Raw genomic sequence first — 18,105 nt, forward strand, 5'->3', positions numbered from 1 at the left:
CCGACAATTAGACGAGTTGACAAGGCTGCCATCCAGGCGGTAACATAGTTCAACTCGTCTACTTATCAACTCGTAACTGAAGCCTTATTATTTAATTTTCTTGCTATAGTCCAGAGCTTTACCCATATACGGATACTTGTCGAAGATATCCCCTTTGCCGTACATTCTCGGGTCGCCGGTTCTCTTCAGCTCATTCTCCATACGTTTTCTCAGCTTGTCCATCACCTTTCTGTATTCAGGGTTCAACGCCTGATTCTTCATGCAGTGTGGATCCTCCTTAATGAGGTAGAACTCCTCGCCCGGGCGTTTTGCGAACGCCATTTCGTTGTAGCGGTAATCCTTGTCGCCTGGTTTCAGTCCCGTCAGGTACGACTTCGTAGGCGAGTTGTCGCAGTTTCTGTAGTCATACTCTGGATTTCCCACCGGCCATCTTTCCGGCTTATAGTTCACCACATACAGATATTCGTCCGTTCTTATGGCTCTCACCGGATAACCCAAGTTCACTCCATCCTCATTGGCGCGTCCCACATCGTGTCTTTCCTTAATCAGAATCATATGGTCGCGCTTCTTGTCTATGCGTCCGCTTTTCTTCGATGTGAGCAGGTTTATGAAGCTCTTTCCCGTCATGCCGAAGTTTCCGTCTATCTGTGCAGCCTCCAGCAGGGTAGGAGCGATGTCGTGGAAACCGATAAAGTCGTCTACCGAGCGTCCGCCCATTACCTTACCCTTCCAGTATACTATGAACGGCACATGAAAGCCTTCCTCATATATCTGTCCCTTGATACGAGGAAACGGCATGCCATGATCTGATGTCACTACAATCATGGTATTCTCCAGCATACCTTTCTCCTTGAGAATCTGTACCGCCTCGCCCACATGCTTGTCGAACCATTCCACCTCCACGGCATAGTCCATTATGTCCCCCCTCACTATCTCGTTGTCCGGATAGAAAGGCTGCACATACACGCTGTCGATGCTCTTCCCGTTCTTCTTCCATGAGTCCTTCTCGTAGAATCTGTGCGGTTCCTTACAACCCAGCCAGAAGCAGAAAGGCTTTCCCTCTTTGTTATCGTCGAGGAATGCCCTGAAGTTGCCCGAGTAGTCAGTGTTGAAGATACCCTTTGCCGGTCTGTCCTTCACCGTCAGCTTGTTATACTCCGGTCCTGCAGGGTTGTCCTTTGTGTCGTACGTTCCGGGACCCCAACCTTTGCCCGTATACCCCACGTAATAACCGTTCTCCATCAACACCTGCGGATAGAGTGTGAACTCCGCCGGGAAATGCGGAAAATGGTTGGTAGCTTCCTTCAGCTGCCACGAGTATTTCCCCGTCAGGATGCACGCTCTCGACGGAGCACTCTTAGGGTTCTGCGTATAAGCGTTTGTAAACACCACTCCTTCCGATGCCAGAGCATCGATAGCCGGAGTATTACAGTTTCTTCCTCCATAAGCTCCGAAGCTTTCTCTCGAAGCGTCGTCGGCAATACAGAACAGTATGTTAGGCTGTTCGTTTTCCCCCATCACCGCTGCCGAAGTCGCAAGCAAGGGGAGTAGAGTCAGTTTGTTTTTAAGCATGGTTTTTTAGTTGTTAGTTGTTAGATTTTATTTGTTAGTTGTTAGACTTCAGAAACTCAACAGTTTCAAATCCTATGAGATGATATCCCGCCAGGTTCGGATGATGGTCGTAGTACCACTCCTTGTATCTTCCTAAGATAGGGTCCAGAGAGTTGTCGTCCGCCAGCACCACCTTCCGCGTCCTGCCCTTCTGCGTATAGTCATACGTGAAAGGCTTCAGCCACTCGTGATACTTCTTGTCCACCTTCTCAAGGTCAATCCTCCTCACATGATAAGTGTTCGGTCCGGACTTCATCACAGCCTCCTTATAGGGCGTATAGATATCAAACAGAGGCAGCCCCATATCCTCCGCCACCTCCTTTATCAGTCCGTTCACCACCTCACATTCCTCGAACGGCATGAAAGGCACAATCGTCATCACCACAAGCCTCGACCCGTCGAAATCCCCCTCAATCCTCCTCAGCAGCGATTTCAGGTTTTCGGGGAACTCCTTCTTCAGGTTTTTACACTTGAACCAGTCGTTTATGCCATACCTCACGAAGATATAATCCGGTTTTCTATCCTTCAGAGGCGCTATCTCCTCCTCATACCGTCCACTTTCCACCACCGAGAGAGCCGTTTCTCCACCACGGCTGCTGTTTATCACCTTTACAGCCGGCATCGAAGGCTCCAATGCCGCAAGCTGCTCTATCATTTCCTCCAGATGAATCCCGTCCGGCTTTACCCGTCGCGGAGTCGCCCCCTTCGTAGTGCTGTCGCCTATTAGCAGCACCGTCAGCGTATCCCTCTCCGCTGCCGATGCTACACCCGGCGCACACATCAGCAGCGCAATACACAAGCACAGCGTCTTCATTTCTTCTCCTTTTTATTTTTCTTACTGTCCTTTCTTGCTTCCGACGCGAATTTCTTGTACTTGTCACAAATCTCCCCGTCCGTCAGCTTCTTCCATTCCTCCGGATAGTTCCTCATCACATAACCCCTCACGTCGCCCATATCCTCCGGCACCCTTCTGTCCATGTCTTTCAGTCCGCAGTCCTTATGCCTCTTCTGCCAACTGTCCATTCTGAACCTCATATCCTTCAGCACGTTTTCATACTGCGGCAATCCGGCAAGGTTTCTTGTCTCGTGTGGGTCGTTCCTCAGGTCATACAGCTCCTCGGCCGGTTTCTTCTCCTCCATGAACTGCATCTGCACACTGCTCAGCCTGCCATCCTTTTTCAGCTCTCTCAGCACATGAATAGCCGGACGGTGAAACTCCAAATACTGCTGATGCTCGTCCCATCCCTTCTCCGGCATATAGTTCCTTATGTACTTATACCTCTCGGTATTAATGGAGCGCATACAGTCTATTATCTCGTCCCAGTTGTCGCGTGCGGCATAGAACGTGTCGCGTCCCCTTGCAGCCTTGCCCGTAGCGCGGTCGAACAGAGGCTTGCCGTCAAGATAGTCAGGCATCTCCGCACCGGCCAGGTCCAGAACAGTGGCCGATATGTCGAGAGTGCTCACCAGTTCCTTCACCTCAGACGGCCTGATGCCCTTTCCCCACGCAATCATCGGAATCTTCACCCCCGGTTCGTACAGATAACCCTTGCCTTTCACCTCACATCTTCCGTTGTCGCCAATGAAGAACACGATAGTATTATCCATCATCCCCTTCCTCTTCAGTTCGTCCATGAGCATCCCCACCTCATTATCCATATATTCCACCTGATCCAGATACGAAGCCCACTGCCTGCGCACCCTCGCATCGTCCGGCAGATAAGGAGGCAGCTCCACACTGTCCGGGTTCACCGGATGCTCCGACCCCGCTGTTACCCTCTTCCACCAGTCCCCCCTGTGCGTCACCACAAGCTGCACCTGAGCAAAGAACGGCTGGTCCTCCGGCGTAAACTCATCATACTTGTCGAACAGTCCGAACTTGTTTTTTCCGTTCCATTCTCCGAGCGGTGTATGTTTGAAGTTGCAGTCTGTCTTTCTACCCTTGTTCATGACATTCGAGTTGCCCAATATGCACGTATACCCCGCTTCCCTGAGATAATAAGTGATGGGCTTCACCCCATCGCCGAGCGGCACATCCCTGTTGCTCCTGTGATTATGAGCATTGATTACTGTTTGATGCACCCCCGTCATCATAGCCGAGCGGCTTGGCGAGCTTATGGGAGCCGTACAGCACGCTGCGCGGTATATCACCCCCTCCTCAACCATCCTGTTCAGGTTAGGCGTACGCACCGCCTTCATTCCGTAACACTCCAGGTCCTGTCCCATATCCTCCGCCATAATCCAAAGGATATTGGGCTTTTGCTGAATTTGAGCGGCAGTCGTCATGCCTATGAAGGCGGCTGCCGTTGTTACTTTAATTTTTCTGTTCATAGTCTAATAGATTATCTTATTTCCACTTCCATATCACCCTTAAGTTGTCCGTCGCTTACGATAATTCTTGCCTTTCCCTTTCTTTCACCAATCCGTATCAGAGCAGTGGCTATACCAGCTTCAGCTTTCACTCCGTCCCTATTCATCAGTTCTATGCCTTCAGGCAGTGTGATATCGATAAACTCCTCATAGTCTGGGTTTACTGTACCGTTTTCATCTCTGGCAGAGATATACACGAATGCTACGTCGTTGCATCCTGCCTCAATGGGTTTTCCGCTGATGTCTATGTCGCAATGCAGCTTTACTGGAGCTTGAGGAGTAACTACTGAGTCTTCTAGCACCTTTTTCCCGTTGCAGAAAGCCACAGCTCTGAGCTCTCCTTTCTCGAACCCTCTGGTCTTGAAAGTAAATGGTGGATGCTTCAGGTTTGTTGAGATTGCATCACTATCTGGTTTCTGTCTACCTATGAGCTTTCCGTTGAGATAGAGTTCTACCTCATCCGCATTGCTGAATACCTTCACGTCTGTAGGAGATTTGCTGTTCCAATAAGACGCTATTTTCAGCACGCAGTCCTCTTCGCACTTCATATCCCTTTGACTGCTGTAGAAGTAGTATGCGAATTTCGGTAAACGGAAGATATCCATAACCCCCGAAGCCTCTATGTCATCGTGATAGCCGCGGTTGTAGTCAAACATCACCCAGTATCCATCACCTGTAGCAGGAATGTTCATATTATCGTTATGCGCTTCCTGCACATTGCGAGCCTGGCGCAGCAGTCTTTCTTCTCCGTTCTTTCTGAACTGCCTGCTCGAAAATTCCAGTCTCATGTTCTTCGGCATCTTGTGTTGGTTCAGCCCAGCATTATTGGAATAATACTCCCAGTCGCCGTATTCAGATACTATATACGGTTTGTCGAATGTCATCCTGTCCTTGTGGAGTATGCGGTGTTGTCTTGCCTGGAAATAAATGTCATATACCTCAGGCATCCATCCGCATGAATACACGTTTTCGCCGGGATATTCCTTATGTACTATACTGTCTAAAACCTCCATGAAATCTATAGGCATCTTTGTTTCGTTGAGCGATACTTCCCATGCCATCACGCACGGATGGTTTCTGTCCCGTCGTACCAACTGTCGAGCCGAGCGGTAACACTGGTTGCGAAATGCATCATTGTCGGCAAAATACTGCCATCCCAATATAGCATCTGCCACCACAAGACCTAACTCGTCGCATGCATCCATAAAGGCCGGCGAATGAGGATAGTGAGACAGGCGAACATAATCAAACCCAGCTTTCTTTATCTTATATGCATCTCTATATTGTGCATTGTCGGACAGTGCATAGCCTATGTATGGGTACTCCTGATGGCGGTTCACCCCACGCAGGTAAGTCTTTTTTCCGTTTATGTAAAGCTGATTGTCCTTGAACTCGAACTTCCTTATCCCGAATCTCTCCGTATTTCTGTCCATTACCATTCCGTCCTCGTCATAGATGGTAGTCTCCAATGTGTAGAGCGTAGGGCTGTCAGGTGACCACAACGCAGGGCTGTCCATTTCCACCGTGTAGCACCACGTATTCCCCTGCTTCCCTTTTCTCAGGATTATGTCTGCCGTAACCTCTTCTACTATATCGTTTCCTTTTTTTATCACATGCTTTATTCTTGCTCCTTTGTCATTCTCCCCCTCGTTTATCACGTGAGTCTGTATTTTCACTTCAGACATTTTCTCGTTCACTGTAGGGAATGTAATGAACACACCTCCTCCTGCTTCTATATCTGCAATCGAGGGATTAGAAATGTAGATATTGTTTTTCTCTATGAAGTTCACCTCTCTATAGAGCCCTCCATACATGTTGAAGTCCAAAATCTTAAGCGGTTTCGGTCCTGTAGTAGGATTGTCTCTGTTGTCCAGCCTTACGCGTATAGTGTTATCCTTTTCTTTCACATAGTCCGTAATATCTGCAGCCACAGGCAGATATCCTCCCATGTCTTTTTTCAGATGCTTGTCGTTTATCCAAATATCAATCACGTTCATAGCACCTTCAAACTCGATGAAATATTTCTTCTCTTTGCTGAAGTTTGAAATGTCGAAGGTTTTGTGGTACCAGCATATTCCCTGCCACTGGTCGTTCACCACGAGAGGTTCTATGTTTGCCGTATGTGGTAATCTTACGTTCTCCCAGCTGTCCGTCTCGAAGTCTGTAGCTGAATAATCTATATGATAATTTAAAGTGTCCTCTACTATGTGGAAAGCCCAATTCCCGTTAAAGTCGGTTTGGTCATTTTTTCCAGTCCGACCGCATGAGAGGAGTAAGGATGCGACCAGCGTTGTTGATAGAATGGATTTTAGTTTCATGGTTTATAAATAATTAAATAAGGGTTTTTTATTACCGCAAAATAATAAAATTCACGTAATAATAATGTATCTTTAAGTACATAATAAGTATCTTTTAAAAAAAAGAAGATATATGATGGACTCTTGAACAGAAGATAATGAAGAGTCTTTATCGTTTGACATGTATCAAACTAAATAAGGAAAGAACTTAATGTTATAAAGGAGTCTGTACATTACTTATTATTTAATTAAACGATTATCTACTATGGTTGATTTTGATATATTACCCTTAGCTACATTTAAAATACTTATAGCTACCGTTTGCTTTATGTGTTACTATACTTTTGCATTAGTGAAAATATAGTTTAACCATAAAATTTAGAATTACATGAATTTTAAAATTACTACAGTTAAATCTTTTGTATTTGCGGGTTTTCTAACTATTGCTTCGGATGCATCGGCAGGTATCAATTATTTATATAATAATGTATACTCAGAATCATTTCTGTCTAATTCAAATAAGGAAGAAGAAGCTTCGGGTAAAATAAATGAACTGCGCAAACTTATAGCCAAAGCAAAAAAATCAGGCATAAACACTTTAAAAGAAGAGACGGCTTTGCGTACGGCTGAAATTTTTATGGGATATGCTAAATGGGATGAAAATAACATTGATGCTAATGTGAAAAACTTTTCATTGGTGAAAAAGTATAAGAATGAATCTGAAAAATATGCAAAACTTCTTCCGGATTTTGAACGACAGGAAATTATAGAGATGATGAATTCTTCAATCTCAGAACTTGAAGCGGTGATGAGAGGGGAACTCAAGCGCTTGCCTACACCTGTTGTGGATTGGACTAAGGTGAAAGTTGATAAGGATATGTTGGTTTACGAAGGCAAGCCTGTCTTTCTTGCTGACTGGACATGGAAACCTCGTATAAAGGAGTATATCGAATATCATGGTAATCTTGACGGATTCTTCATGACAAATGCAAATGTCATCAATAATAAAGGGGATATCAGCCCAAAAGTCATTAATGAACTGCAGGAAAAAGAAGACGGAAGTATAGGTTTTGTATTCTTGAATCATTCAAACTTCCCGAAATGGGCAGAAAAGAAGGATCCTACTGTGAAAGATGGTCCGGGTATTAAATATACAATGTATGATATCAACCATCCGCTTGCAAGGCAGGTGAATTCTGATTTGATTAAAGGTACAGTACCGTATATGGCAGGAAAGCAATACACAGGCTTGGGGTATATGCTTTGTAATGAACCTCACTGGAACTGCATAGAGAAGACTTGGGCTTCGGCACCTATATCAGAATATGCTTATGAAGAATTCAGAAAATGGCTTAAGAACAAACATGGTAACATTGACCGGTTGAACGAGTTGTGGAGCACGTCTTATAAAGACTTCTCATCTGTGGACGGGCCGAGAATAATGCAAGCGTCAATGCAGGGTTCTCCAATGTATTTTGATTTTATGGCTTTCAATATGGACAGAGTAACAGAATGGTTTTCTTTCCTGAAGAATGAAATCAGGAAATACGACCCACAGGCTAAGACTCATATCAAGATTATGCCAAATCTTTGGTCAGACAATAAGCGTGACAGTGGTATAGACCTTGAAGCTCTTACGAGAAACAGTGAGATAATAGGAAACGATGCCAGTTCATGCGGTGCATGGATGTGGGGAAAACCTAAATCTTGGGAGAAAAACTATGCATTTGACTGGGTGGAAATATGTATGGCATACGACTTTATGAAGTCAGTGAGTCCTGACAAAGTGATGTTCAATACCGAAGGACATATGCTTTCTACAGGCAAGTACAGAGATTTATATCAAACAAAAGAATATGCCAGAGGTAATTATTGGTTGGCAACCATTCATGGACTTACTGCAACCCAGACATGGTACTGGTGCAGAAGAGAAGATGGGTCTTCAAGAGGTCATTCCGACTCTAATGGTTACGCAGCTTCGAATAATCACCAGCCGAGGATTGTCAATGAAGTGCATGCCACAATGATAGACCTGAACTCCGTGTCGGACTACATTATGTCGTTCCAGCGTCAGCGCAAGCCTTTGAGAATTTTCTACACTAAAGCATCGTCTATAAACAAAGCGGAGCACATGAACGATGTATTAAGAATTTATGAGAAACTCAATTTCAGTGGTCTTCCAATAGGATTTGCCACAGAAGGAATTCTGAAAAACAATCCTCATGAATGGGATGCAATAGTAGTATATAAGACTCCTTATGCTTTCAAATCTGATATAGAAACTGTACAGAAGTATCTTGACGAGTGTGGAACTGTCATTATTGACAACGAAAGTTTCAAGACTGACGAGTATGGCAGAAAGATTGATTTGACCTTAAAACAAGGTAAAGGTAAGCTTATTGTAGTGTCAACACTAAATGAGATGAAAAACGAGGCATTGGCTGCTGTAAAATCAAATAAAGGAATGCCTATGATTTCTATTGCTGAAACAAATGACAGAAACATGCCTGGATGCGAATGGAGAGTTATAGCAAAAGATAAAAATAAGTATATTGTAAACATTGTTAATATAGGAAAGTCGGATGCTACAGTCAGTATGTCTGCTGCTAAAGGAAATATCAAGTCTGTAAGCGAAGTACTCACAGGCCTTAAATCTGCAACAAAGATAGTATTGAAACCTAATGATGTACAATTGCTTGAAGTGAGTTTAGAATAGAAATATCATGTCTATTAAAAAAAGAGAATGGGAACATTCTCTTTTTTTGTTTATTACCATAAAAATATTTAGTTTTGTTATCAAATAACTTAATATTCTTATTATACTCCTTTTATGAAACATTTTGTGTGCTATATAATATTTATGATGACCGCTATTAGTATGTTTTCAAGTAATGAAAATATATTATCATTATGTAATATAAATAATGTAAATATCTCTAATGGTTTGTCTCATAATGGAGTAACGGCAACAATGCGAGATTCGAGAGGATATTTGTGGATTTGTACATACGATGGTTTAAATCAATATAATGGATTTACCGTAAAGATATACAAAAACACATTATCTGAGAATCTATTCAATAGCAATAGAATCAGGTGTATTGCAGAAGATGAATATGGCAGATTATGGCTTGGAACCGATGAAGGAATTACAGTCTTTGACTATGATAAATATAAGTTCTATCGTTTATCTGTAGACAATAAGAATGAATTCAAGTCGAATTTTAATTTTATAATACGACGAATTATGTTTGACAAACATAGAAAAATTATGATTTGTCTTTCTGAAAGTAACGGTATATTGGAGTATGATATGAATTTATCGTTAGTTACTAATATATCATATCCTAAAAGACTTGAAGCTAATGATTTATGTGCGATAGATGCCAATAATTATCTTTTGTCTTCTAATATTGGAATATTTTGTTATAATACAACTAATAAAGAATTATACAAGATTAATAATGATAAGATAAAAGACTCTTCTTGTTTGCGAGTGTCGAGAAATAATAATATATATATAAGCAGTGGCTCTATCCTATATGATTGCAGCCATGTAGTTGACAATGGTATTCTTTCTGAAATAAAAATACATAATACGTTTAATATAGGAAGTGCTATAAAAACGTTTGAATTGGAGGATAATGAAAGGATATGGATAGGTACTGTAAATGATGGTGTAATGGTTTATCCATCAGACGGTAACTCTGAATATCAAATGAAATTACTTGACTACAAAAGGATTAGTGAGATATCGTTTTTAGACAATAGCTATTGTATATCTACATTCGATGGAGGTATTCATTTTTACAGCTTTAAAAATGAAATCTTCAAGAAAGTTGATTTCAAAGGATTCAAATTTTATCAAGTAGCCGCGTACGGTGATGGCTTATTGGTAAAAAATAACAAATCTCTTTATCTTTATGATTTCAGACAGAATAAAATCTCAGAATTTGCTTCTGTCATTAGTAAGGAATTACAAAACAATGTTAAGTCTTTTTATGTAGATTCATTAGACAGACTGTGGATTCTAACTAAAGAGAACCGATTGTTCTCTTATGATAAGAATACCAAACTTAAAGAATACAAGGACGTTAAGCTGTTATTATTGAAAGACGACTCCCCTCAGATTTTTTATTCAGATCCTATGGGCAATATTTGGTTAGGGTATATAGATAATCTTTATCGTATCTCTTTTACTTCTGACCATGAGATAGACGAAGTGGAATCGATACATCAAAATGTAATGTTTGATTCTTGTGGCATATCTAAGATACGAGCAATGTATTGGGATAGTAGAACTTCATCTATGTTTGTAGGAACAGATGTGCAAGGAATGTATCAATTATATATTGACAGACAGAAACCTATAAAGGATATCAAGATAGAACATTATATGTTTGACAAAGGAGATAAACATTCTCTTTCCAGTAATTTTGTGTCAAGCATTATACGTGATAAAAGTGGAATATTATGGTTTGGAACTGAACAAGGAGGTTTATGTAGGGCTATAGAAGAGGATGGACAAAGGATGAAGTTTATTTCCTATTCAGAAGAAGATGGTTTGTCAAATAATGTAGTAAAAAGCTTACTGGGTGATAAATCAGGAAATTTATGGATTGCAACTAATATAGGATTGAACATTTATAGAAATGATAGTGGTTCTTTTCATGTTTATAGAACATCTGATGGTCTTCCTTTTGATGATTTCTGGTACGCAAGTTTTATGATGAATGACGGAACATTGGTTTTTTCTAAATTTGAAGGATTTTGCTATTTTAATCCGGATTTGCTTCCCAATAAAGAGGAACTTCCACAATTACATATTAGATCTTTTAATGTATTGAGTGATAAAATATTACCGAATGAAATATATAATGATAGAATTATTATTGATTCAAGACTGTCTGATAATGATGTTTTAAATCTTAAATATAATGAAAATAGTATCTCTTTTGATATTGATGCTTTATACTCTAAGGTGGCTACCGATCATTTTATAAGATATAAGCTTGAGCCGCTAAATGATGAATGGATTCAAATACCGGCAAAAGATCAAAAACTTTCTTTTAATGGTCTTAAACCCGATAACTATAGACTCTCTTTGTCTGCTTCTAATTCATTTGATGAATGGACTAAGCCCATTTCTATAGGTATAAACATAGCTCCTCCATTTAGCAGGTCTGCAATTGCATATGTGATTTATGTTCTGCTGGCTCTTTTGTTTATTTCAATTATTGTGTATAATCTTATGCGTGTTCAAAGATTAAAGTATGAGTTACGAGAAGAAGCTATACAGAAAAGGAGTTTAGAATTGTTGAATATAGAGAAACAGAGATTTTTTTCTAATATTTCACATGAACTTAAAACACCTCTTACTTTAATTCTTGCCCCTATTACAGTGTTATCAGAAAGATTTTTACTTGATATTGATGTAAAAGAAAAGCTTGCTATAATAAAGCGACAGGCTAAGAAGATGCTTAATTTAATTGAATTGTCTCATGAACTTCAATTAAATGAACGGAATATGTTAAAGGTGAAACCATGTATGTTTTCATTCAATAAATTCTTAAAAGATATTACTGAAGATTTTATGTTTATGGCAAAATACGATAATAAAGATTTTGTTGTAAACTATCCTAATAAAAATGTAAACGTTTATGCTGATTACAGTATGATAGAGCAGATGTTGAATAATCTTCTTACCAATTCTTTTAAACATACCGTTCAGAGAGACAAAGTAGGTATAGATATTTCTTATCATGATCAACTTTTAACTATTAAAGTGTATGATACAGGTGATGGCATATCAGAAAAAGACCTACCTTATATATTTGATAGATTTTATCAGGCCTCTAATCAGGGCTTGAAAAACATAGGAGGAACAGGTATAGGTCTGGCATTCACAAAACGTCTTATAGAGCTGCATTCAGGTAATATTGGTGTTGAAAGCAAATTAGGAGAAGGTTCTACTTTTACTGTAAATCTACCTATCATACAAAATGTAACAGAGGCTGATGTTATTGATGAAACTAATGAGCAAGAAGGTGAAACTGATTTATATGTTGGAGATTGGGATATAAAATCAATTGAGATAGATTCTAAATATTTACGTTTTTTGGTCTATTTAGTTGAAGATAATACAGAGATGCGTTCTTTCCTGACTGAGATTATTGGTCAGTTTTTTACAGTCAAATCATTTGCTAATGGTAAAGAATGTCTGGATGGTATGAATAAAGAGTGGCCTGACATAATAGTAAGCGATGTTATGATGCCGGAGATGGATGGTAATGAACTGTGCAATGTGATAAAATCAGATTTAAAGACAAGCCATATCCCTGTAATACTATTGACCGCATGTAATACAGTAGATGACAAGATTAAGGGATTACAGTCCGGTGCTGACGCTTATATTCCTAAACCATTCTATCCTAAGCATGTGTTGACCAGAATATGCACATTATTAGATAATAGAGCTAAATTATGGGAAAGATTTCAATCTGGTGTACCATTGAATATCGCTGCTAACGAGAATGAAGTTTCAGCAAAGGACAATGAATTTATATGTGCATTATATGCTAAATTTAATGAATATGTTGATGATGAATGTGTTGATATGGAACTTTTAGCAAAAGAAATAGGAGTAAATCGTTCATTATTTTTTCAAAAAGTTAAAGCTCTTACAAATGATTCTCCATTTGAATTATTGAAGAATTACCGGCTCCAAAGAGCGGCGGAACTTTTAGTTAAAGAAGAATATAATGTTAATGAAGTTTGTATGATGACAGGATTTAAGAGCAGAACTCATTTCAGCAGACTCTTTAAAGAAAAATATGGAGTTGCTCCGAGTAAATATAAGGAAAGCGTGGTAAATAGAATCTGATAATGACTTAAATACTCTGAAATACATATTAATTATTTATTGCTACACAAACCTTTATTCATAAGATTATATTTGCATATGAAATTTAAAACCTAATAATCTTATGAATAAAAGTTTAATCTATCTTTTAGGCATATTCTTGTCATTTATATTTATTAATCAGGCAAGGGCTGTCTCTGATTCAACAAGGGTACATAAATGGTATTGCTTGGGAACTGGTAGTAGTGAAATACCTGAGAGAAGTAAAACAGTTAATTGTGATGTTGCGGTAATAGGGGCTGGGATGTCTGGTATAAGCGCTGCGGTAGCTGCTGCCCGGCAAGGCGCAGATGTTGTTCTTATAAACGACCGTCCTGTGTTAGGGGGTAATGCTTCAAGTGAAATTAGAGTTACTGTAAATGGGGTTCAGACTTTAAAAGCTAAGAATCCCGTTGAACGTGAAACCGGAATCATTGAAGAGATACTTCTTGAAAATAAAAAATACAATCCGCAAGAGTCATATCCCATTTGGGATCATGTTTTGTATGATTATGTAGTAAGGCAACCTAATCTGAGACTAATGCTGAACACGCAGGCTATAAAGGCTATAATGGATGGTGAACGTATAAAGTCTGCTTTTTGCTGGCAATCTACTACCGAAACAGAAGTTGTTATAAATGCTAAAATCTTTGTTGACTGTTCTGGAGATGGGCTTTTTGCTGCAACTTCAGGAGCCGAATATCGTACTGGACGCGAAGGAAAAGCTGAATTTGGAGAGAAATACGCTCCGGATGAACCGGACGGATGGATGATGGGGGAGAGTATAATGATGATAACCAAAGATATGGGGCGTCCAGTACCTTTCTATCCGCCGTCTTATACAAAGAAGTTTGACGCTTCAAAGGCTGTTGATCGTAAAATCAAAAACCTTAAGGAGGGGTTTTGGTGGGTAGAGCTTGGTAGTCCTAAAGATATTATAGCAGACCGTGAAAAGAATAGACATGATTTGATGGCCTATTTTTATGGAGTGTGGGATTATGTCAAAAATTCAGGTGAGTATCCAGAGGCTGCAAATTTGGCCTTGGAATGGGTGGGATCCCTTCCTGGTAAGCGCGAGTCAAGACGTTTTATGGGTGATTATATTCTGACTGAAAAAGACCTGCTTAGCTATAAACATTTCGATGATGCTGTGGCTTGGGGAGGGTGGTCTTTAGATGAACATTGTCCGGGTGGGATTTTGTCATTGGATCAGCGTCCGAGTTATTTCCACGAACGTTTTAAAAAAGTGTATGAAATACCTTATCGTTGTCTTTATTCAAAGAATGTTCCTAATTTAATGTTTGCAGGACGTAATGTTAGTGTGTCGCATATGGCTCTATCCTCTACTCGCATAATTGGTACTTGCTGTATGATGGGACAGGCTGTTGGTGTGGCGACTGCTATGTGTATAGAAAAAAATATAAATCCGCGCGAAATATATCTTTCTTATATTGATGAACTTCAAGAAAGAATGTTACGAAACGATTACTATATTCCTAACAGACCGGCTAATGACTCTAATGATCTAACTCGAACTGTAGATAAAGTTTGGGCTACTTCTACATCATCAGGTGATGTCCATAATTTGTTTGATGGTGTAGCAAGAGATGAAGAAAATAAAATTCATCATTGGCAGTCTGATGGTTTGAATGAAAAGTTGTTCTTGGAGTGGAAAAAGCCTGTTGAAATGTCGAGTGTAGAAATAAAGTTTGACACAAATCTTCATAGAAAGATAATGATGCATAAGAATCCGGCAAAGAATTTTGATCAAGTTCCTGGTATGCCTCCTGAACTTGTTAAAACATTCTCGGTAGATGTTTATTCTAAGGGACGATGGCATACTGTGGGTGAAATTACTGATAATATAAAAAGATTTGTTCCAGTCAGTTTCCCGGCAATGTCAGTGACTAAGGTAAGAATTAATTTGAAAGAAACTTACGGATGTCCACATATCAGACTTTATGAGGTTAGATGTTATTGATATTAATATTCTTGTTTTTTATATTTAATATTATGCGAATGAAATTTACTTTTTTGTTGTTATCGGTTTTTATTTTTAATATGCTGCTTACAGCATCTTGTTCCTCAAATATTCATGGTGACCTGAATTTTACAATATCATTAGAAGAAGGCGATGATGCTACGTCATGTGTTTATAACATAATTAATAAACTTAGTTATGATGCCGCTGCTACTATTTCTTTCGAAAAAGGTACTTATCATTTCTATCCTGAATTTGCTTACGAGAAATATTGTTATATTTCCAATCACAATGATGTGATGGCAAGAATAGCATTCATGCTTAAAGATAAAAGAAATCTGACCATTGACGGGAATGGTTCTAAGTTTATTTTTCATGGTAGGATGATTCCTTTTTTAATGGAAAAATGTAAAAATATCAGAGTGAAAAATCTTTCAATTGATTTTGCGGAACCGTTCCATAGCGAGTCAATTATAACATCGCATAACAGTGATGGCTCTTTTGATATGAGTATATCAAAGGAATATCCTTATGAAATACGTAACGGACAATTGGTTTTTGTTAAACCATATTACGAACATTCTTTGGGGCAGAGTATATTATATGACCCGACAAGAAAGGCTATTGCTTATCAAACAGAGATATATACACCTTTAACAACATTGACAAAAGTCAAAGAAAAGAATTATAAAGATTTTGAATATAAATATAAAACGGATTCAAAAGATGATTATATAAGATATAGAGGGAGACGTAATCAGTTGGAGGTAAAACAATTGAAACCCGGTCTTGTGAGAGTGTATAACCATAGGAAAAAAATGCCTCCAATAGGAATGGTATTAGCTTCAAAAGGAGAGCAGGGTGAAAATAGATTTGCACCAGCATTCAAGGCTAATGATACAGAGGACTTTTCAGCAGAAAATGTAATAGTTCATCATGCAGGAGGAATGGGATTTCTTTTTGAGAACTGTAGTAATGTGGATTTATATAAATGTGTCGTTGAACCATCTGGTAACAGGATGGTGTCGACTACTGCAGATGCTACTCATTTTGTAGGTTGTAGAGGAAAAGTTTCCCTTCGCAATTGTGTTTTTCATAATCAGCTTGACGATGCAATGAATGTTCATGGTGCATATCAGGAAGTTTATGAGATAATTGATGATAAAACTCTAAGAATGAGAGTTGGGCATTTTCAGCAATTAGGTTTCAGGCTTGCATGCACTGGAGATACAGTAGGATTGGTTCGTTTGTCTGATTCATTTCATGCCTATCATAAATTGACTGTAAAGGGGACGGATCAGATAAATGGACGCTATCAGATTGTATATCTGAATGAATCTATACCTGATAACATAAAAGTGGGCGATTTGCTTGAAAATCTTTCAGCTTACCCTGAAGTTTTAGTTGAAAATTGTGATATTAGTAGAAATAGAGCCAGAGGTTTGCTTATTTCTACTCCTAAAAAAACTGTTGTAAAAAATAATTATTTCTCTACAGAAATGGAAGCTATACTTCTCCCTGTTGAAAGTTCTTCTTGGTTTGAATCTGGTAATGCTGCAAATGTTACTATTGAGGATAATACTTTCCAAGATTGTACTATTGGCGGTATGGATAGAGGGGTTATATGCTTTAGAACAGATGAGAAAAATAAAAATATGGCTTTTAGTAATATTAATATTAAATCAAATACATTCAATCATTTTGACAATCTGATATTGCAAATCACTAACGTTGATGGGTTAACTTTTACAGATAATATTATAACTAACAGTGGAACATATCCACAACAATTTCCAGATAATCCGGTTATAAGTGTTGTGTGTTCAAAAAATTTAAAGTTTAATAACAACGTATATAAAGGAAAGGCAAATAAAATGCTTGAAGTAGTGGAGACTGAAGAAAAAATAGAATTTAAATAATTTATGCGAATTAGGAGCTGGCGCCCTGATTCAAAGATTAAAAATTAACATAAAAAAGTAGGCAATAGCTTGTGTAAAATAAGACTGTCGAGGATGTAAATTAAATTAGCGAGACCGTAATTCAAACTGTGTCATTTCCAGATAAGTCAGATTTTCAATAAATATTACTTTTGGATAAACCTTTGAAATCCAGATGATTCTAAAGTAAATTTGAACTAAAGAAATGTAAGCATTCTATTTTCCGCCTTGACACGTATGTTTCCTAAACCTACCTTTGCGTCATAACCAAATAACATCAATGATTATGGCGAAAGAAAAAGTAAACTATCAGGAGGTATATGACCTCTACCGGTTATGCAGCGAGACCAAGGATCTTCGCGAGTTCTGTGCGGATTATGGAGTAAACTACGACAAGTTCATGAACTGGCAACGTCATCAGCTATGGAGCGAGAAGTTAGGCAAGACGGTCCAGGTTGAGCAACCCAAGGTTGCAAAAGTCCAGATAATCGGTAAACCCTGCAATAGTCCAACCGTGAAGATGGAAGTGAAACAGCCGGAAGGCGAACCACCAATAAAATGGGTTAAGTTACAACTGGCATCTGGCGCAACACTGTTTCTGAGAAACACCACAGTTCTTGATTTGAGTCTGTTGCTTAATAAAATGATAGGATGATATGCTTGGACTGAGTGCTAACCTAAACTATTACCTGTTCAACGGTAATGTGGATTTGCGGAAAGGAATCTTCCGCCTGTGTGAGAGTATAAGGGAAGAGATGTCACTTGACCCGAGCGATGCATCCAATGTATATATGTTCATGTCCCGTAACCGGAAGGTCGTTAAGATACTTCATTACGAACGCGGTTTTTATGTGCTTTACGAGAAACGTCCTGTCATGGGAAAGTTCAAGAAACCTGTGTTTGATGAAGTTTCCAGATGCTACCGGATACAATGGTCGGACATGGCCTATCTTACGGAAAGCATAGTAGTTGACAAGATGTACGTCAGTCCGAAAGATTAATATTAAT

General features: G+C 39.2%; 10 protein-coding genes. 6 read left to right on the plus strand and 4 right to left on the minus strand.

Going from position 1 to position 18,105, the window contains the following annotated elements:
- Positions 1-87: 87 nt before the first annotated feature.
- Genes ACNOGP_RS11515 through ACNOGP_RS11530 form a run of 4 tightly spaced genes read right to left on the minus strand, consistent with a single transcriptional unit; the run spans position 88 to position 6,299 of the window.
- A complete protein-coding gene (locus ACNOGP_RS11515; protein ID WP_004320045.1) occupies positions 88-1,572 on the minus strand; it encodes a sulfatase in 1,485 nt (494 codons plus the stop codon).
- A 34-nt stretch (positions 1,573-1,606) separates the two neighbouring features.
- Positions 1,607-2,425 (minus strand): SGNH/GDSL hydrolase family protein, encoded by an 819-nt coding sequence (locus tag ACNOGP_RS11520; protein WP_004320043.1) that lies wholly within the window; start codon positions 2,423-2,425, stop codon positions 1,607-1,609.
- Positions 2,422-3,942, minus strand: a complete 1,521-nt coding sequence (locus ACNOGP_RS11525; protein WP_004320042.1) for a sulfatase — start codon at positions 3,940-3,942, stop codon at positions 2,422-2,424. Before ACNOGP_RS11525 ends, ACNOGP_RS11520 begins: the two co-directional genes overlap by 4 nt.
- Positions 3,943-3,953: 11 nt before the next feature.
- Complete coding sequence (locus tag ACNOGP_RS11530; RefSeq protein WP_060451211.1) at positions 3,954-6,299, minus strand: glycoside hydrolase family 2 protein; 2,346 nt, start codon at positions 6,297-6,299, stop codon at positions 3,954-3,956.
- A gap of 367 nt (positions 6,300-6,666) precedes the next feature.
- Here ACNOGP_RS11530 and ACNOGP_RS11535 point away from each other — a divergent pair, with 367 nt between their 5' ends.
- From ACNOGP_RS11535 to tnpB, 6 genes are all read left to right on the plus strand, one after another.
- Positions 6,667-8,994: a beta-galactosidase gene (locus ACNOGP_RS11535; RefSeq protein WP_004320039.1), complete on the plus strand. Its 2,328-nt coding sequence runs from the start codon at positions 6,667-6,669 to the stop codon at positions 8,992-8,994.
- Positions 8,995-9,138: 144 nt separating this feature from the next.
- Entirely contained in the window at positions 9,139-13,161 is a 4,023-nt protein-coding gene (locus tag ACNOGP_RS11540; RefSeq protein ID WP_060451212.1) for a two-component regulator propeller domain-containing protein, read from the plus strand.
- Positions 13,162-13,264: 103 nt separating this feature from the next.
- The gene (locus ACNOGP_RS11545) at positions 13,265-15,160 is read left to right on the plus strand and encodes an FAD-dependent oxidoreductase (protein WP_060451213.1); all 1,896 of its coding nucleotides are present in this window, start codon (positions 13,265-13,267) and stop codon (positions 15,158-15,160) included.
- Between the two features lie 38 nt (positions 15,161-15,198).
- Entirely contained in the window at positions 15,199-17,079 is a 1,881-nt protein-coding gene (locus ACNOGP_RS11550) for a right-handed parallel beta-helix repeat-containing protein (protein WP_157452182.1), read from the plus strand.
- A gap of 304 nt (positions 17,080-17,383) precedes the next feature.
- Positions 17,384-17,752, plus strand: a complete 369-nt coding sequence (locus ACNOGP_RS11555; protein WP_174522443.1) for a hypothetical protein — start codon at positions 17,384-17,386, stop codon at positions 17,750-17,752.
- Position 17,753: 1 nt separating this feature from the next.
- The gene (gene tnpB, locus ACNOGP_RS11560) at positions 17,754-18,098 is read left to right on the plus strand and encodes an IS66 family insertion sequence element accessory protein TnpB (protein WP_060451215.1); all 345 of its coding nucleotides are present in this window, start codon (positions 17,754-17,756) and stop codon (positions 18,096-18,098) included.
- Positions 18,099-18,105 lie beyond the last annotated feature (7 nt).

Origin of the sequence: Bacteroides difficilis, from assembly GCF_048319815.1 — a bacterium.
In the GTDB taxonomy this organism is placed as follows: domain Bacteria; phylum Bacteroidota; class Bacteroidia; order Bacteroidales; family Bacteroidaceae; genus Bacteroides; species Bacteroides zhangwenhongii.

Bases quoted from the DNA above. Each gene is read 5' to 3' on its own strand.
- ACNOGP_RS11515 (WP_004320045.1), bottom strand. From the start codon at position 1,572: ATGCTTAAAAACAAACTGACTCTACTCCCCTTGCTTGCGACTTCGGCA.
- ACNOGP_RS11520 (WP_004320043.1), bottom strand. From the start codon at position 2,425: ATGAAGACGCTGTGCTTGTGTATTGCGCTGCTGATGTGTGCGCCGGGT.
- ACNOGP_RS11525 (WP_004320042.1), bottom strand. From the start codon at position 3,942: ATGAACAGAAAAATTAAAGTAACAACGGCAGCCGCCTTCATAGGCATG.
- ACNOGP_RS11530 (WP_060451211.1), bottom strand. From the start codon at position 6,299: ATGAAACTAAAATCCATTCTATCAACAACGCTGGTCGCATCCTTACTC.
- ACNOGP_RS11535 (WP_004320039.1), top strand. From the start codon at position 6,667: ATGAATTTTAAAATTACTACAGTTAAATCTTTTGTATTTGCGGGTTTT.
- ACNOGP_RS11540 (WP_060451212.1), top strand. From the start codon at position 9,139: ATGATGACCGCTATTAGTATGTTTTCAAGTAATGAAAATATATTATCA.
- ACNOGP_RS11545 (WP_060451213.1), top strand. From the start codon at position 13,265: ATGAATAAAAGTTTAATCTATCTTTTAGGCATATTCTTGTCATTTATA.
- ACNOGP_RS11550 (WP_157452182.1), top strand. From the start codon at position 15,199: ATGAAATTTACTTTTTTGTTGTTATCGGTTTTTATTTTTAATATGCTG.
- ACNOGP_RS11555 (WP_174522443.1), top strand. From the start codon at position 17,384: ATGGCGAAAGAAAAAGTAAACTATCAGGAGGTATATGACCTCTACCGG.
- tnpB (WP_060451215.1), top strand. From the start codon at position 17,754: ATGCTTGGACTGAGTGCTAACCTAAACTATTACCTGTTCAACGGTAAT.